General features: G+C 44.3%; 27 protein-coding genes. 25 read left to right on the top strand and 2 right to left on the bottom strand.

Annotated elements, in window-relative coordinates; all coding sequences use genetic code 11:
• Positions 1-195: 195 nt before the first annotated feature.
• Together ddp1 and mobP1 are read left to right on the top strand one after the other, a co-directional pair.
• Positions 196-753, top strand: a complete 558-nt coding sequence (ddp1, locus tag N6G83_RS51755) for a DNA distortion polypeptide 1 (protein ID WP_260524320.1) — start codon at positions 196-198, stop codon at positions 751-753.
• Complete coding sequence (gene mobP1, locus N6G83_RS51750) at positions 743-1,891, top strand: MobP1 family relaxase (RefSeq protein WP_260524319.1); 1,149 nt, start codon at positions 743-745, stop codon at positions 1,889-1,891. Before ddp1 ends, mobP1 begins: the two co-directional genes overlap by 11 nt.
• A gap of 478 nt (positions 1,892-2,369) precedes the next feature.
• Here the strand turns inward: mobP1 and N6G83_RS51745 are convergent, their stop codons facing one another.
• Complete coding sequence (locus N6G83_RS51745; RefSeq protein WP_126179355.1) at positions 2,370-2,651, bottom strand: helix-turn-helix domain-containing protein; 282 nt, start codon at positions 2,649-2,651, stop codon at positions 2,370-2,372.
• Positions 2,652-2,872: 221 nt separating this feature from the next.
• Here N6G83_RS51745 and N6G83_RS51740 point away from each other — a divergent pair, with 221 nt between their 5' ends.
• From N6G83_RS51740 to N6G83_RS51670, 15 genes are all read left to right on the top strand, one after another.
• A complete protein-coding gene (locus N6G83_RS51740; RefSeq protein ID WP_219015150.1) occupies positions 2,873-3,340 on the top strand; it encodes a transcription termination/antitermination NusG family protein in 468 nt (155 codons plus the stop codon).
• A 92-nt stretch (positions 3,341-3,432) separates the two neighbouring features.
• Positions 3,433-3,660 (top strand): hypothetical protein, encoded by a 228-nt coding sequence (locus N6G83_RS51735; RefSeq protein ID WP_126179353.1) that lies wholly within the window; start codon positions 3,433-3,435, stop codon positions 3,658-3,660.
• A gap of 125 nt (positions 3,661-3,785) precedes the next feature.
• Positions 3,786-4,430, top strand: a complete 645-nt coding sequence (locus N6G83_RS51730) for a lytic transglycosylase domain-containing protein (RefSeq protein ID WP_219015151.1) — start codon at positions 3,786-3,788, stop codon at positions 4,428-4,430.
• A 4-nt stretch (positions 4,431-4,434) separates the two neighbouring features.
• Positions 4,435-4,719, top strand: a complete 285-nt coding sequence (locus tag N6G83_RS51725; RefSeq protein ID WP_260524318.1) for a TrbC/VirB2 family protein — start codon at positions 4,435-4,437, stop codon at positions 4,717-4,719.
• A 15-nt stretch (positions 4,720-4,734) separates the two neighbouring features.
• Positions 4,735-7,485 (top strand): VirB3 family type IV secretion system protein, encoded by a 2,751-nt coding sequence (locus N6G83_RS51720; RefSeq protein ID WP_260524317.1) that lies wholly within the window; start codon positions 4,735-4,737, stop codon positions 7,483-7,485.
• 9 nt (positions 7,486-7,494) lie between these two features.
• Positions 7,495-8,211, top strand: a complete 717-nt coding sequence (locus N6G83_RS51715) for a type IV secretion system protein (protein ID WP_126179349.1) — start codon at positions 7,495-7,497, stop codon at positions 8,209-8,211.
• A gap of 14 nt (positions 8,212-8,225) precedes the next feature.
• Positions 8,226-8,477 carry an EexN family lipoprotein gene (locus N6G83_RS51710; protein ID WP_126179348.1) on the top strand — a complete coding sequence of 84 codons (252 nt, stop codon included), beginning with the start codon at positions 8,226-8,228 and terminating at the stop codon, positions 8,475-8,477.
• Positions 8,478-8,486: 9 nt separating this feature from the next.
• Positions 8,487-9,659, top strand: coding sequence for a type IV secretion system protein (locus N6G83_RS51705; RefSeq protein WP_219015153.1), 1,173 nt, complete (start codon positions 8,487-8,489; stop codon positions 9,657-9,659).
• A 191-nt stretch (positions 9,660-9,850) separates the two neighbouring features.
• Positions 9,851-10,552, top strand: coding sequence for a virB8 family protein (locus tag N6G83_RS51700; protein WP_260524316.1), 702 nt, complete (start codon positions 9,851-9,853; stop codon positions 10,550-10,552).
• The gene (gene virB9, locus N6G83_RS51695) at positions 10,549-11,478 is read left to right on the top strand and encodes a P-type conjugative transfer protein VirB9 (protein ID WP_260524315.1); all 930 of its coding nucleotides are present in this window, start codon (positions 10,549-10,551) and stop codon (positions 11,476-11,478) included. The genes N6G83_RS51700 and virB9 overlap by 4 nt, the downstream gene beginning before the upstream one ends.
• Positions 11,475-12,809: a VirB10/TraB/TrbI family type IV secretion system protein gene (virB10, locus tag N6G83_RS51690; RefSeq protein ID WP_260524314.1), complete on the top strand. Its 1,335-nt coding sequence runs from the start codon at positions 11,475-11,477 to the stop codon at positions 12,807-12,809. The genes virB9 and virB10 overlap by 4 nt, the downstream gene beginning before the upstream one ends.
• Positions 12,809-13,840: a P-type DNA transfer ATPase VirB11 gene (virB11, locus tag N6G83_RS51685; RefSeq protein WP_260524313.1), complete on the top strand. Its 1,032-nt coding sequence runs from the start codon at positions 12,809-12,811 to the stop codon at positions 13,838-13,840. The genes virB10 and virB11 overlap by 1 nt, the downstream gene beginning before the upstream one ends.
• Complete coding sequence (locus N6G83_RS51680) at positions 13,827-15,653, top strand: type IV secretory system conjugative DNA transfer family protein (protein ID WP_260524312.1); 1,827 nt, start codon at positions 13,827-13,829, stop codon at positions 15,651-15,653. The genes virB11 and N6G83_RS51680 overlap by 14 nt, the downstream gene beginning before the upstream one ends.
• Before the next feature lie 17 nt (positions 15,654-15,670).
• Entirely contained in the window at positions 15,671-16,063 is a 393-nt protein-coding gene (locus N6G83_RS51675; protein WP_126179342.1) for a cag pathogenicity island Cag12 family protein, read from the top strand.
• 36 nt (positions 16,064-16,099) lie between these two features.
• Complete coding sequence (locus N6G83_RS51670) at positions 16,100-16,567, top strand: conjugal transfer protein TraL (protein ID WP_260524311.1); 468 nt, start codon at positions 16,100-16,102, stop codon at positions 16,565-16,567.
• Between the two features lie 269 nt (positions 16,568-16,836).
• On the opposite strand, the gene N6G83_RS51665 is transcribed toward N6G83_RS51670, so the two are convergent.
• Entirely contained in the window at positions 16,837-16,968 is a 132-nt protein-coding gene (locus tag N6G83_RS51665; protein WP_260524331.1) for a hypothetical protein, read from the bottom strand.
• Here N6G83_RS51665 and N6G83_RS51660 point away from each other — a divergent pair.
• From N6G83_RS51660 to N6G83_RS51625, 8 genes are all read left to right on the top strand, one after another.
• Positions 16,921-17,355, top strand: coding sequence for a restriction endonuclease (locus N6G83_RS51660; protein WP_260524329.1), 435 nt, complete (start codon positions 16,921-16,923; stop codon positions 17,353-17,355). The genes N6G83_RS51665 and N6G83_RS51660 overlap by 48 nt on opposite strands.
• Positions 17,356-17,364: 9 nt before the next feature.
• Positions 17,365-17,604 carry a hypothetical protein gene (locus N6G83_RS51655; protein ID WP_219015162.1) on the top strand — a complete coding sequence of 80 codons (240 nt, stop codon included), beginning with the start codon at positions 17,365-17,367 and terminating at the stop codon, positions 17,602-17,604.
• Between the two features lie 23 nt (positions 17,605-17,627).
• Entirely contained in the window at positions 17,628-19,778 is a 2,151-nt protein-coding gene (locus N6G83_RS51650; RefSeq protein WP_260524310.1) for a type IA DNA topoisomerase, read from the top strand.
• The gene (locus N6G83_RS51645; protein ID WP_260524309.1) at positions 19,778-20,209 is read left to right on the top strand and encodes an H-NS family nucleoid-associated regulatory protein; all 432 of its coding nucleotides are present in this window, start codon (positions 19,778-19,780) and stop codon (positions 20,207-20,209) included. The genes N6G83_RS51650 and N6G83_RS51645 overlap by 1 nt, the downstream gene beginning before the upstream one ends.
• A gap of 68 nt (positions 20,210-20,277) precedes the next feature.
• Positions 20,278-20,481 carry an Hha/YmoA family nucleoid-associated regulatory protein gene (locus N6G83_RS51640; RefSeq protein WP_219015165.1) on the top strand — a complete coding sequence of 68 codons (204 nt, stop codon included), beginning with the start codon at positions 20,278-20,280 and terminating at the stop codon, positions 20,479-20,481.
• 367 nt (positions 20,482-20,848) lie between these two features.
• On the top strand, positions 20,849-21,523 hold the full coding sequence (locus N6G83_RS51635; RefSeq protein WP_260524308.1) for a hypothetical protein: 675 nt from the start codon (positions 20,849-20,851) through the stop codon (positions 21,521-21,523).
• Positions 21,524-21,912: 389 nt separating this feature from the next.
• Positions 21,913-22,242, top strand: coding sequence for a hypothetical protein (locus N6G83_RS51630; RefSeq protein ID WP_260524307.1), 330 nt, complete (start codon positions 21,913-21,915; stop codon positions 22,240-22,242).
• A gap of 3 nt (positions 22,243-22,245) precedes the next feature.
• Positions 22,246-23,223 (top strand): hypothetical protein (locus tag N6G83_RS51625; protein WP_260524306.1); only part of this gene is annotated, 978 nt, incomplete at its 3' end.

The following is a 23,223-nucleotide window of genomic DNA, read 5'->3' as shown; positions in this document are numbered from 1 at the left end:
TTGATGGGTGAGCATAGCGAACACATCTAGAGGCGTTAATGATATGATTTAAAAGCGAATATTGTCATTTTGTGTTTTTTATAGCAGAGTTAGATATAGGCTTGTATCAGATCACCATCTGCTGTAAATATAGCCACATAAACATGCATTCTGCTATTATATGAACTATGTAATAACGTTACCGGAGGCTCTCTAATGGGGGATGAAGTAAAACATGTACAACTTAGACTGGATGTTGACGCATACGATATTTTAAAATCAGAAGCGACAATAGCAGGGTTAACACCTGCATCTTTATTAAAAAAAATCGCATTGGCTATTACAGCAACCAAGAGCACCGCTAACTATGAAATTAGTGACTTCAATTTTCAGGATAACTCGGAGAAGCTTAATGTTAAAGTTAGCATGGAGCTGAAAGAAAAGTTGCAGCGTGAAGCCGCTAGAAATGGTTGGTCTTTGTCCAAAGAGTCGCGGTTTCGCCTGGCATCTTCATTGACCAACGCTCCAGCTTTTTACCCGGATGAAGTTGCAGAGCTTCGGAGGGTGAGGAACGCTGTTGATGTGGTAGGGCGTAATTTGCATTACATCATATCAAAAAAACAGATGTTAACTATTAACGATGATGAATTTTTACAGGATGTTCGCCGTCTTAATGAAAACATTGAAGCCTTGAAAAAACAGGTTGATACGTTAACAACGGCTGGGATTAATAGGAGTAACTTTAGGAAACGGGGAGGCAAAGATGGGCGTTAGTGTTGATAAAGAGTACAAAATTAGAAAGGCGCGGAGTGATCGAGCGTCAAAAAATCCTCTTGCACATAAAGCCAGGAATGGTGGTGCTGCTTATCAGAAAGGGGTAAAGCAGCGTACTACTTCTAAAGGTGCTAGTCGTGAAGTCATGGTTAAAATCACAGGTAATGCCAAAACAGCCCGAGGAATAAAAAATTCAATTAACTACATCAGTCGTGATTCTGATTTAAAGTTAAAAGATGATGAAGGGAGAGAATATGAAGGTGATAAAGATATTTCCGAAGCCTACGACTATATGATTTCCCCTGAGGATAAAACACGTCTTGATGATAACAAAAACCCTCATATAACACATAACATGATGTTCAATACAAATTCCATGGTCGGTGTTAGCCAGGATGATATGTTGGATTCGGTTCGGGATGTTATAAAAGAAAAATACCCCGATAATCGATTTATGATGGCTTATCATCAGGACACAGACAACCCTCATGTACATGTTGTTCTGCGTATACCTGACAATGCCGGTCATCGGATAAACATACGTAAGCAAGATCTCCGCGATTTACGCTCTGGTTTCGCACAAAAACTCCAAGACAAAGGCTATAACGTAAAGGCCACTCATAAGCATGACTTTGCACTTAAAACTAAAATAAAAGCAGAACCTGATAAAACGCGTAATCTTTATGAAGTGGTTGATTTTGGGAACACGCATTACAAAAACGACCCTAAAAATAAACGTCAAAACTATATTCAACTGAAAACGATAAAGGGCGAAAAGGAAATGACTATTTGGGGAACCAACTTAGCAAATGAGCTGCTCAGGGAAAAAGTGAATATAGGAAGTGTAATTAAGATAAAAAAGGAAGGGGAAACAACTGTTAAGGTTCCTTTGTTTGATAAGCAAGGTGAAGTCAAAGGCTATAAAGAGTCTAAGCGAAATAACTGGGTTGTTGAGAACAAAGGTGTGATTGGCATTGATAGAAAGGTTCAGTTTAACAACGTTGAAGTGCTGAATGATCCGCAACGTTTCATAAAACAGAGTGTCAGCATAAAGCAGTTCCAGGATGCTAAAATGAGTTTGTTGAAGCAACAACAGCAGGACAAGGTCGGAATAAAAGTGGGCGTGTTCAAGCTATAACCGCACGCGAATTGGAGTTAGAATTCACTTAGCTCATATAGATGATATATTTGATATATCCAATAGAACATATATTGGATAAATTGAGAGTTATCTTGCCGTAGATACAATGACAATATTTCATCGTATAGATGAAAATTTGCATGGCACTGCAAGTTGTTGAAATTGATCGGTTAATCTTTTTTAAGTAATAACTGTGTAAAAAAGAATTTTTGTTTGTTTAAGAGGTTAAAGGCGATCGATTGATCTAGTAATGTCTTAGCGGATGGATTTTAATTCTGGAGTTTTGCATTTTTAATGGTTTTTCTTACTGTTTAATCACCATTTGTTGGCATACTATCGTGGCCTTTTCTGCTTTCATTGGCCGTAAATTTTGATACTATGTGAATGTAGCAGTATATAGATAGATAACAACGTGATCGAGTCCTTCCTTCTTCCCCTCCATCTGGATCGGAAATGGCGTCAGCGTGGTATAACATCAATAGAATGTACGCGGCGGCATGGTTGGGTTGTTGATTTTGTCATACAGGGCTAAAACTTGGTTGGCAAAGCCATCATCATCGATGTAGAAGTAGCATGTAGGAACGTCGAGCACTTTGGCGAACTGGCGTGTCTGTTCATAGGTGGGGCGATTAACGCCATGCTCATATCTGGATATACGAGCTCGGGCTGACCCTTCATCTATACCGCTCAAGACACCGAGTTTTTCCTGGGATAGTCCGGCGTACTTACGCGCAATTCTCAATCTCTTCGGAACCATTATAAAACCTGATAAGTAATTGAAACATTGGCACACGTTTACCATCACTTATCACTTTTAATGTTACGTATTGCGTAACATCAGGGAATCACCAAACAACAACGAGAGTTGCACATGTCATAGATTTGCATAATACTGTATATCCATACAGTTATGGCGTGGCACGTATTGGGGATATCCACCTGGATCGCTCAGGGCGTCAGCGTGGAAAAGGAGGTTCTATGAAGGGTTGGTTTCTGCTTTACCATAGTCCGAAAGCCTACAAGCAAATCCTTGCAGGGTTTGAGCGGTTGTCGGTCACTCATTACACACCATTACTTACGGTGATCACGAAACGGGCAGACAGCAAGACGAGCGTGCGCATCAACCAGCGGCCTCTTTTCCCTGCTTATCTGTTCTTGTGCTTTGACCCCGAAGTTGTTCACACGACGAAAATCACCCAGCTCATAGGTGTGAATGAATTTGTTAAGATCGGCGGTAAGATTCGTCCTCTCCCTGAGGCAGTTATCGCAGGTTTACGATACCTTGAGTTGACGGAAGTTGATAAAAGTGATCAATCGGTTTCTTACAGTAATGTCCCTGTTGACCTTCTGGCTAAACTTGAAGAAATCAACGGGCAAAGTGAACCTGTAAATCGAATGGCTTCTCTCATCAACTTTCTCGATGGCTACGTTAGAACCGCGCATTAACTGATAAACGTAGCACATTATCTAAATATAGATTTTTCATAACCGCTGGGGAAACTCAGCGGCACTTTTTTGCATCCTTATCAGGAGACTTCATGTCATCAAATACAGGTCTTGATCGTATAAAAAAGCCATCAACGGCAGGAGGTGTAATTTACATTGGCGCTCCTCGAAAGCAAGTTGTTGAAAAACTGGCAATCGAAGTGTCATTTATGACGGGGAAACAGATCACCACGGCACAATTCTTTCAATACCTGATCGACCTCTATGGAGAGAGGGCAAAAAACGAAATTATTAAGGAAGTGGGTAAAGATAGAAAATAACTGCCGCTACCATTTTGAGCGTCTATGAATTATTTAATTAGATACACATGGCATTCACTTCTCATCGGCCTTTTTATTTTCTGGACGGCCACTTTTTATTTTCTGTTTTGACTTAGAAGGTCATCATGATTTCTACAACAACATTTATCGCACTTGCGATGCAGTGCGCAGCCACTGTTCACCCTGATACTGCGATGGATGTTGTCAGGGTTGAATCAGGACTTAATCCCTATGCTATTGCAGAGATAATTCCAAAAGAACAAAGGATAAAAGATGGGAAGAGCGTTATAACTCATCTTCCAAATAATAAAAAAGATGCGCTTTCCATCGTCAGAAACATCGAATTGAAGAAACGACGCTACTCGGTTGGATTGATGCAAATTACGAGCACTAACTTTGACAAATTCAATGTTGATGCTGAAAAACTGTTTAACCCTTGCACCAATCTAACTGTATTCGAAAAGATACTCACCGACTGCTACACCAGGGGAAAAACGCTCAAGAACGCGTTGAGCTGCTACTACTCCGGTAATTTTAATACCGGGAAAAAGAAAGAGTCTGAGTTCAATAAGACAAGTTATGTTGAACGTATTGGCTATCCTGATTCACCAGGGAAAACTTTTGTTGTTCCAAGTACTAAATATGACAAGGCTACAGATAAAACAGGAGAGGATAAAAGGGAAATTAAGGATAAGAAGGTCATCACATTATACCCAACCACGTTAATTCGCGGCGAGTTCATCGCCGATAACCATACACTAAATAGGTAATATTATGTTCAAGACTGCTCGTGATTTTAAAAACAAGTTCCTGTTGGCTATCGTCTCGTTGACGGCTGCTTCATCTGTAAATGCGGCTGGGTTGACTAAAACAGAGGAACTGCTTCAAAAAGTATTTGAAGAAGCACACTCACTTGTTGGCGTTACTGTCGCGATTGCGGCGCTGATCGTCGGCTTCCGTTGCTTGTTCCGTGGTGAGTCAATCAAGGACTGTTGGGGCGTTATCCTTGGCGCTGGCATTATCTCTGCTGCGGCAGAGATCGGTAAGTGGCTTTCTTAAGTTTCAGGGGGCTGCATGGCAACCTTATTTAAGGCATTAGCGCGGCAGCCGGTATTACGCGGGATTGGTGTCCCGCTTATTCCGTTCGTTGTCGTAGAAGGGGCGCTGATTACTCTCAGCGCTAACGTAAGCTGGTTCTGTCTTATCCTCGCAATCGCGGCATGGTTTATCATGCGAAGAATGACCAATGAAGATGAGTCGATATTTCATCTCATTTGGTTGAAATATCAAACGCGTGGCGTGTTTAAAATGAATCGTCATTATGACGCCACTGTTATTTCAGCCGCTCAATATGATGCGGTTGATATGTCGGAGATAATCAATAGCATGAAATTGAATGAGCGTATGCCGCTGGAAAAAATCATTCCTTATTCATCTCACATTGATACTCAAATCGTTAAAACAAGAAACACTGATGAAATCGCCACTTGGGAAATTTTGGGTGTGCCTTTCGAGTGCGAGAAAGATGATGATTTGAAAATTATCAATAATCAATTAAATACTATGCTCCGGTCGTGGGAGGGTAAGCCGGTCACGTTTTATACTCACCGTATTCGTGAAGAGTTTTACGAGCATCTGGATTCGCCGAGTGGTAATGATCTTGCTGATGAAATAAGTCGTAAATATTACGACGGAATCAGAGATACGAAGCTTTATCGCAACCGTATTTTTTATACAGTGTGTTATATGCCTTTTACCAAGGAACAAAAGGCACAAAACGCGATGCGTAAACCTGCCGAGAAAAAGAAGGCCATTGAAGAAACTCTGCCTGAGATGCGCGAAATAATCAGTAAATTAAGTGCGTCGCTTAAACGCTTCCATGCAAGGCCGCTAGGTATGTATGAAGATGAAACTGGTGTTTATTCTTCACAACTTAGCTTTTATCAGTATTTGTTATCGGGTATCTGGCAAAAGGTACGCTTAACTAAAACGCCATTTTATGAAGTTTTGGGTGGTGTTGATTTGTTTCTTTCACAGGATACCGGGCAAGTTAATACGGCGAGGTCTAAACGCTTCTTCCGCTCCATAGAAATCAAGGATTTTTGTGAGCAGACCGAGGCAGGGCTAATGGATGCGTTGTTATACCAACCGGTGACGTATGTATTAACGACTTCATTCAGTGCTATGGGGAAACGGGAAACGATCACCAGCATTGATGACAAGCTAAAGCACTTAAACAGCGCTGGTGATGAAGCTGAGTCGCAATTGGTGGATTTGAAAGTTGCGAAAGACCTTGTGACATCGGGTGTCATTTCGTTTGGCCGCTTCCATTACTCGCTAATGATATACGCAGATACGATGGATGAGCTGGTACGTGACAGTAACGCTATTGTGACTGTTCTCGAAGATCTGGGGTTTATCGTATCACTGTCGATGTTGTCGCTGGGTGCGGCGTTCCTGGCTCAGTTGCCGGGGGTGTATCATCTTCGTCCGCGCCTGGTGCCGGTCAGCAGTCAGAACTTTGTGGATATTGAGTCATTACATAATTTTTTCGCTGGTAAACGCGACGGTGTCCCCTGGGGGGAGCCATTGGTGCAGTTGAAAACACCCTCAGGCGGAAAATATGACCTCAATCTGCATAACACGCTAATGGGCATCGATGAGCGGGGAAAGAAGACGCTTGGCCATGCTGATATCCTCGGTGCGTCCGGGTCAGGTAAAACGGTGTTGATGCTGTTCCTGGCCGCAATGGCTCAGAAGTGGCGCAGGGAGGATTTGTTCCCCAGCAATGTGAAATCCAAGCGGCTGACGACGGTGTATTTTGATAAAGACCGAGCAGCAGAACCGGGGATCAGGGCGTTGGGGGGGCAGTATTTCATGGTTAAAAGTGGTGAAGTTAGCGGATTCGCACCCTTCATGTTGGAACCCACCAAGCGCAATATCATTTTCATCAAGCAATTGATGAAAATTCTGTGTACAGCAAATGGCAATACGCTTTCAGAGCGTAGAGAAAAGATGCTCAATGACGGTATCAACCGGGTAATGAAATTGCCTAAAGAGCTTCGTGCTTTTGGTGTTACGAAACTCTTGGAAAATATCAGCGAGCCATCAACAGCAGAAGCCCGGGAAGATGGCCTTAAAATTCGATTAGCAAAATGGGCTCAGGGCGGTGATTTAGCCTGGGTGTTCGATAACGATAACGATACTTTCGATTTGAGTGAGTATGATATATTTGGCATCGATGGCACTGAGTTCTTGGATAATCCCGATGTTTGTCCCGCCATATCCTTCTATCTTCTATACCGTGTTACCAGCTTGCTCGATGGTCGTCGTTTAATTATTCAAATGGATGAGTTTTGGCAATGGATCGGTAATGATGCTTTCGCCGATTTTGTTTATAACCGTCTTAAAACAATGCGTAAACTTAACGGACTGATGATCCCCGCGACGCAATCGCCAGAGGAGATTATAAAAAGCAGTGTGTCAGGGGCAATGCGTGAACAATGTACAACGCATTTCTATATGGCGAATCCTAAGGCCGACTATGATGAGTACGTTAATAAGCTGAAAGTCCCCGAGCGGTACTTTAATATTATTAAAAGTCTTGATCCGTTATCGCGGCAATTTCTTATCGTTAAATCACCTTTGCATAAAGGCGACCTTAATGATTTTGCTGCGCTTGTTACATTGGATTTATCCGGTCTTGGTGTAACCACCAAATTACTCAGCGCTGATAAAGACGATCTGGAAATCTTCGACTCAATCTTTAAAGAAGGCATGAAGCCGGACGAGTGGGTTGATTCGTACCTAAAACTAGTTGCATAAGGAATTACTATGAAAAGCAATAAACTGACTGCATGTGTGCTGCTGGCTGCGTTGTTTTCTCCATCGGCTTCCGTATTGGCCGGGGGTATTCCGGTTTTTGATGGTGTTAGCAATATCCAACGCGCCCAGGAGTTCGTGCGGGAGATGCAAAACTGGCAACAGACAGTTCAGCATTATAAGAGCCAGCTTCGTTCTTATCAGGATCAGCTTGCAACGGCGACCGGCGTGCGTGATGTACAGCAGTTCATTAACCAGGCCAAAAGTATGAAAAATGAGATAAAGGCACTTCAGGAACGTGGCTTGAGCCTGAATGACTTTATTCTCAGTGATAACCTCCCTACTGGCGATTTAGAGCGTATTTACGACAAGTATAAGTCGTTTGATGTTTGCGATCCCAAAGCTGATTCGTCAATTGCCACCGTGTGTAAGCAGGAAGTGGTCAATAAAGCCTGGCAGATAGAGCAGACTTCGGAGGTTGAAAAGAAAATCAACGATACGCTGACCAATATTAACCAGCTGGCCGATCGCATTAGCTACTCCAAGGATAGCAAAGAGTCACAAGATTTGGCGAACAGTATCCAGGCGCAGAGTGTGCATTTGAACGTGCTCTCTACGCAATGGGAAATGAACATTAAATCTGCCGAACAGCGTGATAAACTGTTGGAAGCGAAACGACACAAGGCGTTTCGTGAACAACAGGCAAAGGCGTCTGTACCTACTTACTAAAAGGGAAGATCACAATGAAACTTAACGTCGCGAGCATTACTTTCATTACTGCTGCTCTATTTTCGCTTTCAGCTTGCAAGGATGAGACGAAATCAGAGACTTGGTATAAAAGCCACCCTGATGAAACGTACAAGGTCTATAAGAATTGCCTTGATTCTGGTGAAGCAAGCGACAACTGTGAGTTTGCTCGTCGTGCTGCTATTTCTTTCGCTCAATTAGGTGACGAACAGACAAAGGCAAAGTTTTTACCTCTTATGAAAAGATAAGGTATTTATATGGCGGGTGAAGGACTTTTCGTCCATTTCCATAATACCGTCATGGATGCCCTGCAAGCAGCAACGCAGGGCAAGATGATGGCTTATGCCGGATTAATGGCAACTCTTATTCAAGCAACAATTTCACTCTATGTTTTAGTTTCTGGTTATCGTATTTTTGCTGGTAAACTACAGCGTCCAATTGAAAGTATCATATGGGACTTGGCAAAAATGTCAGTAATATTGGCGTTTATGCTTAATCTCGGAGGTTATTTAACTCTAACAATTGATGCGCTTAATGGAATGAAAGATGGGTTTGCTTCTGTATCTGGGCATGGTTCAGATCCCTGGCAAATGTTAGATTCGATGTGGCAGAGTACATCTGATTTAGCCAATAAATTACTTCAATTGGACGACTCTACTTACGTAAAGCTTGATGGTGGCATTGGCGCTATGCTTGCTTGGGCTGGATCCTTAGTTACTACGCTTGTATCTGCTGCGGTTTTTGTAATTGCAGAGATAACGATACTACTAATGGGAATTGTTGCTCCTATATTTATCTTTTGCATGCTCTTGGGCTTCTTGCGTCAAATGTTTAATAATTGGCTGCAAATTATATTCTCAAGTATTTTGACAGTTCTTTTTGCGACTCTTTTTATTGGTATAACCATAACCCTATTTAATGATGTTCTTGCCAAAGCTAACCAACAAGCGGATATGAGTAATTTAATACTACTCGGTGCTCAGGCTTGTGCGACCGGTGTTTTGGCTGCTGTACTTGTTTGGCTTTCCAGTAAGTTCGCCACACAGCTCGCTGGTGTTGGCGTTGAAGGCACAATGCAGGCAGCGGCAGCAATGGGTGTGGGGGTTGGGTTGTTTGGTGCCTCTAAAGCTGCGCAGAGCATGGTTAAGATGGGGAAAGGCGGCGCAAAAGATTTGGGGAAAGGCATGAGCGAGGGCTTTAAGGGCGATGCCCGCACGACAGGCCGCGCAGGGTATGCAATGGGACAGGGTGCACAAATGACGGCCAAGGCCGTTACTGAGAAATACCGTAATATTATGGCGTCAAGAGTGAGCGGGGAGAGTCCTAAACCAGCTGACATCACTCCGAAAGCGCCAAAAACCTCTTCCGGGATGCAATGGAAAAGCGCACCTACAGTTAAAACCGAACCAAAGATTAAAGACGCCATGTAATCAGATAACTGCTTCTGTTCCTCATTGACGTTACTCTCCATTAATTTTTAATACATTTAAGGTACTCGCTATGAAAATAACGGGCGTGCTGCTTTTGCTGTGCGTGCTTTCTGGATGTGCAACGCAGCAAAACACCCTTCCTCCGGTATCGGGGCAATTAGAACCAATTAATACCTCTATTGGAGGCGCTTATGTTAAGTAAGCCTAGTAAAACTAAAGACTATCTGGCCGCTTCAAAAAGTTTTGAGTTAAAGACTATTCAGCGTGATCAGCGCGATAAGAAAATTGCTTTTATTTTTGCGGGGGTCGGTGTTCTTTTCGGTGTGCTGGCTTTGATTGGCCTTATTACCTTACTGCCATTGAAAGAAACCAAAGTCGATCTCTATGTTGCCGATAAACTGACGGGTTATATCGAAAAGGTCACTACGGTTGAAGATGGTAAAGAATCAGAAAACTTAGCGTTAGCGAAATATTTCATCGGTAATTACGTCGAAAAGCGCGAAGGTTATAACTGGTTCCGTTTACAACATGACTATGACGCCGTTCAAGTCTACGGAACCGGTGAAGTGAATAAAGGTTATCTCGATTGGTACGGTGGTGCCAATGCGCCAGATAAGGTTTATGGCGCAACATCCACCGTTGAGGTGCGAATCATTACTGACTTTGTAACCGAATCATCGAATAAAGATAACCCTGATTTATTGGCAACTATTCGCTGGGAAAAACGTATCCGGGATGTGAAAAGTGGCAACGTTGTTTCTCAATTCTGGACTACACGTCTGACTTATCGGTTTGACCCATCGCAAAAAATGTCTGCTGAGCAACGCCAGTTAAACCCGTTGGGTTTTACCGTGACCAGCTATCAGCGTGAACAGGAACAGGGGGCATCATGAGAGCGTTAAGCGCACTTTCACTTGGCGTTGCCCTGGTGTGGTCAGGGGGCGTTTTGGCGGCGGCTGTACCACAGGGCAGCAGCTATGACAGTCGTATGCAGCAGGTGTCATTTAATCCCAGGAATACCACGGTAGTTAAAGCCTCTGAGGGGTATGTGTCGACCCTGGTGTTTGATGATGATGAGGACGTGATCAGTACGCGTGTCGGCATGCCGAAAGGCTGGGATGTTCAGAAAGAGGCTAACCGGGTGTACATCACTGTAGCGCCGATCAAGCAAACGGTGAAAGCCGTCAAGAGCGGTGGTGATGACGGTGAGACGGAAGAAACCGTTCAGGTATTCCAGCCGACCGATGAGGGGTGGCGTACCAACCTTTTTGTGACAACGACTAAGCGGTTCTACAGCCTGGAGTTGCGTCTGATTGACGCAGGCAAGTCAACGAAAGATGTCGCGTATGTCGTCAACTACCTCTACCCGCAGGAAGCCAGGATGAAAGAACAGGTTGCCCAGGCGGAGCGACAAAAAGAGTTCGAAAAACAACGGATGCAACAAAGCATAGAGCGTCAATTTGAATTGGCTAAAGCTCCCCGCAATTGGGCGTACTCGATGCGAGTGGCGAAAGGTAGCCGCCTTATTACGCCGGACTTTGTCTATGACGATGGCCGGTTTACGTATCTGGGCTTCTCTCCGGTTAAGACATTCCCGAGTGTGTTCCTGGAAGAAAACGGCAAGGAAGTCTCTGTGAAACCAACCACAGAGCAGAAAGGCGATTTTAAGGTGATGGTGATTTCACAAACCAACCCCCGGTTTGTGCTGCGCTCTGGTGACAGCGTGGTCGGGGTTGAAAATCAAGGGTTCGGGAAAGTGACCGTAAAAGACGGGAACACAGTCTCGCCAAACGTTGAGCGTGTGGAGGTACAGCCGTGAGTGACCAGGAAAAAAGCGTAGACGAATTGGAGAATGAAGCGCGTGAACGGGCTGCTGGCCAAACCCCGTCAAACTCATCTGCAGGAGAGTCAGCAGATGCGGAGATGTCAGTGGCTGATATGGAAAAAGCTGTCCGGGAGAAGTATTTGACCGAGCAGCAAGAAGCGGCACCGGCAGAGGATTCAAAAGCCACTGCCGCTGATGTTGCCAAGATGAAAAAACGCCCGAAAAACAAGATGCTGTTTGGCATTGGTTTTATGGCTATCGGGGTGGTGATCATCGGGACATTTGCTTTTAACTATTTGGAAAAGAACCGCAGCCCTAAGACGGATTCGAAGCAAAGCAGTGATGCGCAGCGTAATGATGGCGTGGCTGCGCGGCGTACCGACCTGGGTAAAGGCTCTGATCCGTTTGCGGCGTCTGCGCCTGTTGCTGCCAGTAGTACCCCAGGCGATGACGGCCAGCAACAAGCTGCCAGCGGCGACGCCGCCCCATTACCCCCCCAAAAACCGACATTTTCGCGCTATATGGCATTGGAGACGGTGGACGGGGCAGCCAATGCGGAAAATAGCGGTAAAACCCGCAAAGAAGAGCAGGCAATCGAGGATGCACAGGCCAACGCTACCGCTGTACCGGCTGCAACCTCATCCGGTACACCTGGCGCACCAGGCACATTAGAAGAAGGGGGATCATCGCCGGCTAACCAACCAAAAGTTAGACGCATATCGCTCAACCCCGACTTGTATATATCGGAAAACACAAATATTCCTTGTTCCCTGGACTACCGGTTTATTTCTGATTTGGCCGGTAAAATTCGCTGCACCATCAGTAAAGATATCTACAGCGCGAGCGGGAACGTCAAGCTGATCCCTAAAGGGACAGAAGCCAAAGGCGTATACCGCACCGGGACGTTAAATCACGGCCAGGGGCGCGCGTTCATCATGGTGACAAAGCTAAGGACGCGGGAGAAACCCTACCTCGATATCCCGATGATGGATACACAAGCAGCCGGGGAGTTGGGGGAAGCTGGGGTGTCAGGCTGGATTGATAGCCATTGGCTCGACCGTTTCGGTGGGGCGCTGATGCTGGGGATGATCCCCGACGTTACCGGGGCCATTACCGATCAGGCCGGTAGCAAAGACCGTAATACGGATTACACCGAAAACAGCCGCCAGTCATTGGCGGAAGTGGCTAAAACCGCATTTGAAAACAGCGTCAATATCCCGCCGACGCTTTATAAAAATCAGGGTGAGATTATTAACCTGATTACCGGTGAGGATATCGATTTTTCAAATGTTTATGCTGTTAAACAAAAAGGATGGGGATACTAATGGAAAAGAAAATAAACGAATCACTGTCGTATTACCAAAATCAGTATTTTGGCGATTTTCTGGCAATGGAGGGATTAACCGAAGTTGCGGTTAATCGTCCAGGTCAAATTTTCACAAAAATTGCGGGGATTTGGCAAGAACATGAATCCCCAATATCATTAGATGATTGCATGGCATTCTCGACAGCACTCGCAAACGCCAATGATGATGATATCTCCGACCTGAAACCCATATTATCAGCGACAACGGAAACCGGAGAGCGCTGTCAGGTAATTCTTCCGCCAACTTGTGAAAGGGAAACGGTATCTATTACCATTCGTAAACCGACGTTGGTTAACGTTGAACATCAATCTTATGTAGAAAACGGTTTTTATAATCGGGTGATGGGGAAAGAAAACACCCAGAACCATGATGATGAACTTCTGAAGTTTTACCAGTCGGGCAATATTCCTCTTTTTATGGAAAAATGTGTTGAATACGGAAAGACGATGCTGATTGTGGGGGAAACTGGCTCGGGTAAAACTACTTATATGAAAACCCTGATCGGTTTTATCCCGTTGCATCTGCGCATTACCACGATTGAAGATAACCCCGAAATCAAGTTTTATAAGCACAAGAATTATGTACATCTCTTTTACCCGGCTGAGGCCGGTGATAAGGCGATTGTTACCCCAGCTTCATTAGTGCGTTCTAATTATCGTATGAACCCTGACCGAATTTTGTTAGCGGAAATTCGCGGTGGGGAAGCATGGGACTGTTTAAAAATCATCGGTTCAGGCCATGAGGGGATTATCTCTTCTTTACATGCAGGCTCACCGTATGAAGCGATAATCGGTATGGTTGAGCGTTGTTATCAAAATACCGAATGCCAAAACATGCCTTACAGTGTTCTGCTGCGTAAAGTTTTAAACAGCATTGATGTGGTTGCCAGCATTGACATTAATGGCAATGTTCGCCGGATGGGGGAGATTTATTTCAAACCCGTACATCGCGAGGAATACATGAAGGAGCTGGGGCATGGGGCAATTTAACCGAGGGCAGTGGGTTTTTGTGGCGATCATGATGGGAGTGCTTACCGTCATGGTCGCCAGTGTGGCGGTTTACTTCCTGAACGGCGTCTCGCTGCGCCGATTTTTCAAAATTTATCGATTTTCAATGCTGTTCCAAGTGTTAACGGATAGCAATGTCCGTTCTGATATACGGTTACAAGGGCTTTTGGCTCTGGCTATAGGGTTTGGGGTTTCCCTGGTGGCGATGTTGGGGTTGATGATCCAACTGTCTACTCAAAAGGTCGCGCTGTTCGGGAATGCCAAATTTGCCAGTGATGCCGATATTCGTCGTTCCAAGGTCGTGACCTGGGGCGATGATAGTAAAGGGGGGGTCATTATCGGCCTCCATAAAGGTAAGCTGTTGCGCTACATCGCCCCGGATTTTATCTCTATGGGGGCGGGTACACGCGCTGGTAAAGGGGCAGCTGTAGTTATTCCCAATTTGTTGAGCTGGTTGCACTCGATGATTGTGCTTGACCCTAAGCAGGAGTGTTACAAGATAACCAGTAAGTTCAGGCAATTAATTCTCGGCCATAAGGTTTATCTTCTCGATCCGTTCAGCAGCAAAACCCATGGTTTTAACCCACTTTTCTATATTGACCTGGCCTCAGAGAAAGGGGCTGGTTATTTGAAGAACCTGGCAGAAACTGTTTGGCCGTCAGTTGGATTGAGTGGCCCGGAAGCGCACTTTAACAGCGCGGCCAGTCGGGTTTTTGTTGGGTTTACCGAACTGCTGTATTACCTGATAAAATATGACAAGAAATTCCTTGCGAGCATCAGCGTAAAACCGCTTTTTTCTATCGGTACGGTAATGGATTTGTATTTTGCCGTAGATCAGGAAGCGCTTTTGTCAGACAGAGAAGCACTTGTTGAAATGTCTCAAGGGAATGCTAACGATACGTATATTATCAACGATGCATTGAACAAGATTAAAAAATTGTTTGAGGCAGAGGGTGAAGCTAAATCTAGTACAGAAGAGACATTTCAGAAAAAGCTTGATTCGTTTACGCTTCCGCTTTTTCGTGCAGCTACCGACCGCAATGATTTTGATTTGCGAGAGTTACGTAAAGATAAAATCACGGTTTACATCGGTGTTAACGCCGATGATGCAAAGATTGCTGATTCATTTTTAAATCTGTTTTTCAATTTCGCCATTGACGTTAATATGCGTGAAAACCCGGACTTCGTGCCGGAAAACAAAAATGATGTTCTTTTCTTGCTTGATGAGTTCCCATCCATTGGTGCGATGCATTACATCAAGAAAGCCTCTGGATTCATTGCTGGCTTTAAGCTGAAACTTTTAACTATTTACCAAAATATCGCACAGCTGATTGAGATTTACGGATTGTATGGGGCTAAGTCATTAATGGCAAACCATCCTTGCCGGGTGATTTATGCGGTCAGTGAAAAAGAAGATGCGGATGAAGTCTCGGCTAAATTAGGTTACACCACGTTAAAGAATACAGGGAAAAGTAAGAATAGAAGTAAGGGCGGATTAAGTCGTGGTGAATCAGAGAGTGACGCACAGCGTGCGCTGGTTCTTCCTCAGGAACTTAGTACGTTGAAGTTTGATGAAGAATTTATCCTGCTTAAAGGGGAAAATCCCATTAAATGTAAAAAGGCATTTTATTTTAGCGATCACTACTTCATGGATAGGTTAGTTTCAGTTTCACCCAAGCTTGAAGCAGAGGTTAAAAAACTGAATAGGGGTACAGCGGTAGGTCGGAAAGGACTTAAATATCCCTCGAAGGAACTTATGCTTTCTTTAGGGGAGCTTGAAGCAGAATTGTTTTGATAATTTAAGGAATCAGCATGAATAAAAAACTGTTTGTAGCGTCGGTGCTTATCCTGGCTGGGTGTTCTTCGCCGCCTCCACCGCCGCCAGTAGACTGGAAAGGCAATCAAGAAATCCTGAACACAGGATTACCGGCATGGAAGGAAAACAACATGCTGATCCCGTCGCTGTCGGTGAGTGGCCGATGGTCGAGTATCATTCGTGATTTTTCACCTCAAACACCGTATACCGCCGATATTTACTATTCAGTATTGCATTCGCCATTCGTGATGGTGGCGACAACCAGCTCGGAGAGTTTCTTCTCTACCAAGTCATGGCTTCGTCAGCATGGGGCTAAAGGTGTTATTCGGTATCAGGTTAAAGTTGATTGCCTGAATTGCAATAGCACAGATATTTACCTTTCACGTTAATCCCCCTCCACCGTAAATTCAATTTAGAGGCTCAATATGAAAACCTTGCTTGCAGGGCTGGCACTGTCTGCCCTTTTACTCGTCAGTGGTTTTACGCCTAAAACGTCCTATGCCGCATCAGAGGATGAATGCGCTATCTGGCTGTGTTTGCCAAGTGGATTTCCTGATGGTTGCAGCTCAGCGCATTCTGCGATGCTTAAACGGGTCAAAAAAGGCAAATCGCCGTTACCCAGTTTTTCATCCTGTGCCGTAGACAGTGGTAGCAGCGGATCGGCTAGCACCGGTAAAGGCGCATGGCTCCCTGAGCGTAAAGAGTGTGTACGTTGGGCGCACGGCCACGGTGACGAATGGTGTACGAAATATGAAACCAAGCCCGCCGAATTCAAGAAAAATCAGCTGTGTATTATCAACAATGGGAACCATTACCCGCCAGGATGTCGCAGCCAGAACTACGTCGATATTTATATAGACGGTAAAAAAGTCGGTGAGACGTATTACTGGTGACGTCCCGCGTTACCCACGAACTCCACAATCGCCCCTGATAGCCTTGCACCGGCTATCAGGGCGCTCCCGTTCGCGGAGGTGGCTTGTTGGCCTCTCCGCTTCTCTGGCTTCGCTCATATGGATTTGTGGATAACGCTCTGATGATGGTGTGATAGCAAACCTTTCTCAGCTGCAGCTGACCAGGCTGAACAAATACTGTCATTCTCGCGTTGGCCATCGTGCCGGCGCCGCAACTTTTGATAGCGAATGCAACGATGAACTTTCACTTACTACACGCCATTGTCTTTCTGGCTGTGTTGCTGTTCTTCGCCTGGTTGTCTTGGCGGCGAAGGACGCGGCGACACCGGCGCAAGATCCGCCAGGCTGGCCGTATCCTGGCTAAACTCGACGACATTCCACATCCAGGCCAACGCCTGGCGTATCTACGCAAGATTGACCCCTACACCCTTGAAGAGCTGCTTCTCGAGGTATTTGAGCGGCGCGGCTTCACGATCCAACGCAACAAGCGCTACTCCGGTGATGGCGGATTGGATGGCAAAGTCTGGTGTGGCGATGAGCTGTACCTTATCCAGGCCAAGCGTTACAGCAATCTCATCAATAAACGGCATGTCCTGGAGTTTATTGAACTGGTCGAGCGATTCCAGTGCAAAGGTTTTTTCTGCCATACCGGGCGAACCTCAAGCGGTTCCAAAGACCTTTTTAACGGTCATTCCGACATATTGATGCTGTCCGGGAGCCGGTTACTGGACTTTATCGATTTGGATAAGCCCTTCTCCATTAATAATTGAGAATTAGCTATGAGTAAAAGTAGGGAACTGTTTGAAGAACATTGTACTTCAATGCCTGGGTTTAATTCTGAAAAAGGTATTGATGGAAATTACTTAGATTATGGAACACAAATGGCTTGGGAAGGCTGGCAAGGAATTACAAATGATTATCCTAATATAACGCCTGGGAAAGTACATCTAAGAAAAACACCCTCTATAACCCGCATCACGGATTGGAGTGATGCACTCCCCGAAGATGACCGTTTCTAATTTTAAGTGTAAAGGATTTAGCTATGAGACTTTTTATTGCAGAAAAACCCGCTGTTGCTAAAGATATCGCCGCCGCTTTGGGCGGTGGTAGCCACAAAGGTGCATATATTGATTGTGGTAACGATAAAGTGTCTTGGCTGTTCGGTCATGTTTTACAAACCGTACAGCCAGAAGTTTATAACCCGGTGTATAAACAATGGCGAAAAGAAGATTTGCCGTTAAAACTGTACCCGCCGCAGTATGAGATTTCACCGGATAAGGTTGACCATGTAAATAAAGTTATTGAGCTAATTAAACAAGCCGATGTGATTGTCCACGCTGGCGACCCAGACGATGAAGGGCAGCTTTTGGTTGATGAACTTTTGATTTATAGCGGCAATGATAAGCCGGTTAAGCGTGTACTGATTAACGATAACACCGATAAAGGCGTTAAAAAATCCCTGGCCGATCTGCGTGACAACAAAGATTTTCATGGGGATTATCTCAAGGCGCTTTCACGCAGTGTAGGCGATGAGATTTATGGGCTGAGTTCGACACGCGCCTACAGCATTGAAGCGCAATCACAGGGGTATCGTGGTGTGCTGTCGGTCGGACGTGTCCAGACGCCCACGTTGGGGCTTATTGTTCGCCGCTGGCGTGCCAACAAGGCACACAGCAAGTCCTATTACTACATGCTCGATGGCGCTTTTACATTGGGTTCCGGTAGCCTCACTGCGCGGCTGCAATTCCCAGAGGATGCCCCGGTCGATGACAAAGGGCATGTGCTCCAAAAAAGCTATGTCGACGAGCTGGCCGCCCTGGTGAACGGTAAAACAGCGTGTGTTGTTGAAGCCGCTGTGAAAGACAAGGAAACCGCGCCTAAGCTGCCGTTTAACCTGAGTAAATTGCAGCAAAAAATGAACCGCGATCACGGCATGTCTGCCGCCCGGACGTTGGAAGTGACTCAAGGGTTGCGTGAGAAGTTCAAAGCGATCACCTATAACCGTTCCGATTGTGCCTATTTGTCCGATGAGCAGTTTTCGGAAGCCCCGGACGTGGTGGCCGCATTGAAAGCCAGTGCTGCGTTTGCTGACGCAGACGTAGATACCACGCGCAAGAGCAAAGCGTTTAACAGTGCCAAAGTGACGGCGCACACGGCGATCATTCCAACCGATAACGTACCTGACCTGGATAAACTGAGCACTGATGAGCGCAATGTCTACACGGCCATAGCCAGGCAGTATTTAATCCAATTTATGCCGCCTAAACGCTTCCAGGAAGCCACTGGCTGTATTGAAGTCAATGGTCAGACATTTACCTACCGTGCAACGAAAGAAATCCATCCCGGCTTCGAGGCGTATTTGAAAGAGCCGAAAGAAGTCAGTGAAGATGACGCGGCAGAAACGGCCTTTGACGTGGTGAGTCAATTGCAGGTAGGCCAGGATGGGCGGTGCGAATCAGCAACCGTTCAAGAGAAAGAAACCACGCCGCCCAAACTTTTTGATGAGGCGAGTTTAATTTCGGCAATGACACGCATCGCTGATTTTGTTGATAATGTTGAAATTAAGAAGCTGTTAAAGGAGAAGGATAAGGACAACGATCAGGCGCATGGTTCGATCGGCACTGAGGCGACCCGCGCAACGATTATAGAGACGCTCAAAAAGCGTAACTTTATCGTCGTTGAAAAGGGAAAACTTATTCCTACAGAAACCGGTCTTGCGCTTTTTGATGCGTTGCCAGAAGTTGCGACGCAACCAGATATGACGGCGCTTTGGTTTGAACAGCAGTTGCAGATAGCTGAGGGTAAGTTAACGGTTGATCAGTTCGTAACCGACTTGTATGGGTTTTTGACTGAGCAACTTAAAGACGTTAATGTAGGTGAAATTAAAGGTGAGAAAAGGGAATACGATAAAATACCCCGTCTTAACGAAAAATGCCCTTCTTGCAATAAAGAAATTATGATTCGACCAAAAATTTATGCCTGTACGGGTTGCGATTTTAAAATCTGGGCTATAGTGGCAGAGAAAAAGTTGACAGTGAACCAGGTTGAAACGATTATAAAGAAAGGCAAGTCTAACGAAATTAAAGGATTCACCAGCAAAGCAGGTAAAAAGTTCGATGCGACTTTGGTTTTGCAGGATAAAGCCACAGGTAAGCTGGGCTTTGAATTCTCTCAAAAATCTAAGGGGAAATAATGAGCGACAACGAAATCTACAGCGAAGTAAAACGAATCCTCTCTAACATCCGTTCTGTGCGAGCTTTTGCGCGTGAAACGGATTATGACTTACTGCTGGAGATGCAGGAAAAATTTAGTGCTGTCATCGAAGAACGCCGTGAAGATGCCGAGCGTGAAAAACGAGAGCGTGCTGAACGCGAGACGAAACGTATGGAATTACTCCAGCTGATCCAATCAGAAGGTTTTGACCCGAGCGAATTGTTGCTGGGTGTTGAATCTTCTGGCTCGTCAAAAAAATCAAAAACAGGTGTAAAACGTGCGCCTAAGTACCAATTTGAAGTGAACGGGCAGCTGCAATACTGGTCGGGTGTTGGCCGGAAACCAAAGCCGATTCAAGACGCATTGGATCATGGAAAATCGTTAGACAGCTTCCTTATTCCGACAAACTAGTAAGTAATATATTTAATGATATATATCCGACATATTTCTGATGTGTCGGATTTTTTTTGGACGGTAAAATGGATAAGAAAGCGTTTCTATTCAGGTTTCGTAAGGCCAGCAGTGCAGATACGCTGGAGCGGATGTATGAGCACATGCGTGATAAAGTGGTACAAGGTGACGTTGAGTTTTTCCTGGGTGCATATGACCACCGGAAAGCCGAACTGGCCGTTGGCCGTATCTTTGATAAGGTGCCGATCTCAGCCTGGAAGTACGTGAAGTAATCCCCTTTTTACTATCAGAACCAGCTTGGCCGGCAAAGAGCGTGACCGATATATGATGGTGTTTTCGCACCAGGTATTGTGCTGCAGCGACTTGAAATGCCATCATATCCAACCTTTGTTATCCACAAATCCATATGAGCGAAGCCAGAGAAGCGGAGAGGCCAACAAGCCACCTCCGCGAACGGGAGCGCCCTGATAGCCGGTGCAAGGCTATCAGGGGCGATTGTGGAGTTCGTGGGTAACAAAAAGCCGCCTAGCGGCTATGCCTACTATCCTGATGCGTACTAATTAGACGGTAAATGTCATGAATTAATTTTTTGGTGGGCTATAATATGAATGGCCGACAATTGGATCTCAGAGAGAGAAAATGGATAATTTAAAGTATATTGACAGGTTTTTCGAAAGCAGCTTCGAACTAATGGATGTGACCTACACCCATAAAAGAAACGGAAGAACGCTTTACACATTTCTAAGTAGCCTGCATTCTCTAAATGATAGATTGAAACAAGATTTTGAAAGGGATTTAATGAATTACCCTGAATTCAAAATGCTCAAACATTTAAGGAACTATTATCATCACCAGGGTGATATTGATGAGATTCGTGTTTTCTTTGATCATAAAAACATACTGTTTAGTCATTATGAGATGATAATCATCCCAATTCATATAGTTGCGAAGGCGTTGCGTGAATTTATGTCCGGCAAAGTGCAACCTTGGAAGCTAGAAGAAAAAAAATCACTGATTACATATTGCCATGATTTAAGCTATGTTTTTGATGATTTAGACGGGTTCGCAAATGATCCACAATTCCCGCATAAGGGGGAGTTATATTCAGGGGGATTTGATCTATACACATCTGTTTATAATTTAACCAATATTATTGCCAGTCTTTGTCGAGGTATTCCTGAGTTATCTAACAGAGAAATTATTTTAGATTTAGACGATACTTACGACGAGGAAAATAACATTGGAAAATATAATCTCACAGTACCTTTAGGTGTCCGCCCCTTGCTTACTACGAAGGGATTTATCTTTATTTAGTCTTATGGGCAGCTCTTAAATTGGTTTACTTCATGCAGTTTCGAAGAGTCTCGATCCTTCTTTTTATCGATTGGGCTTTAGCGGTAGGCTGCCCAACTTCTTGCAGCGACTATATTCCCCCTACCGTGATGCCATAACTGCATAACAGCCTGCATTGCTTCCCCTCGTAAGAGGGCACTGTGAACACCACTTTATCAAGTCAAGATGCCTAGACAGCTGCTACTATTTGTCTGTTTTAATATCCCAACATACCCCCTATGGAAGGCTTATGCATATGTATCTTTACATAAGTCATTTTTCTGAGCAAATGAAATTGCTAAAATCATAAATCAAGTTTAAATTATGATGTGAGAGCCACCTACTTAGATATTTTTGACAAAGGATATAAAATGAGCGCACTTACCACAGCACTTCTTGCCAGAGGCATTTATGACCTTTTCGTTAAGGGGTTGTCCTTCACTAAAGATGGAATTAAAAGTAAGTTAACTGAATTCATCACCAATGATGAACATGCTGAGAAATTGGCTAAGAAGATAGCAAAACTAGATTTTAATGAAGATATGAGCGAGAAAGCCATAGAGAAAAAATTGAACAACCAACCCGATATTATTGAAATCCTCAAAAATATACCTGAAACTTCCACAACAACGATAAACCAACAGCATTTCGGTTCTGGTGACAATGTCGGTGGTAACAAAATTATTAACCCAGGTAAGTAAGCCATGGAAAATACTACACAAACACACTATGGTTCTGGTGATAATGTGTTAGGAGGCAAGCTTGAGTACAACATAGAAAGTGCAAATCTGTATATCGGGACGAGCACTGTAATTCCAAGTAACTTGAAGGTGCCAATTCAAGAAATTTTCAAGCTTGTTTCAAATAGGAAAACTGATGATGCACGAGATAAATTAAAATTAATATCAAGCATTACAAACCTGAGTGATGACGTACACTCTCTACTTTATTTGATTGAAGTTAGGTGCGGTATTATTGAAGATGCAAAAATCCAGGTTGATTTAGGTAATTTGCAACGAATAATCACTTCTTCCAGTGACGCAATGATAAAAGACTTTGCTATTTCTTTGGCATTGAGAGCCTCTCTTATTCAAGAAGGGGAGATGGAAGCAAGAAATAGGCTTGATGCTTACAGCATTTCCGGTAACTACAGCAAAGCTGTTGTTCTCGAACTCTTCTCAAATAAGCAAGAACTATTGACTATCGTTGAAAGAAAATACAATCTGTCAGAAGAGGAATTGATTGGTCTTATTGCAGGATTGATGCGAGTGGAGTCTTCCGATGAGGCTTGTAAACTTGCAGAATATTTAAATAAAAATCACACAAGCCTCAACTCAGCCGTTATTAACTTCTATGCTCAGGCTGTTGCATTAAATCCTTATTTAAGAGATTGCGATTACTGGGTTCTTTCTCAAGAAATGAAGGATAAAGTTGACGAGCTAACCAAAAATATTATCACGTTTATGAACGACTATCACGGGAGGGATATTAGGCTGTTTAATATAGTAGTTCCTTTGTACATTTTTACGAAAGAACGCAATATTCTATTGCGGCAATTATGTCTGGATAATTTAGATTTTGTTGAGAAAGTTCATAATGAATTTTCTAAAGAATTCAAATCAATTTTTACAGAAATTCCATTTGATGAATCCAATAAGATTACAGTAGCTAAAAGGTGCAAA

The sequence above is a fragment of the Serratia sp. PL7 genome (assembly GCF_945957435.1).
Note: the sequence above shows the minus strand (reverse complement) of the source record. Positions and strands in the feature narration are given on the sequence as shown.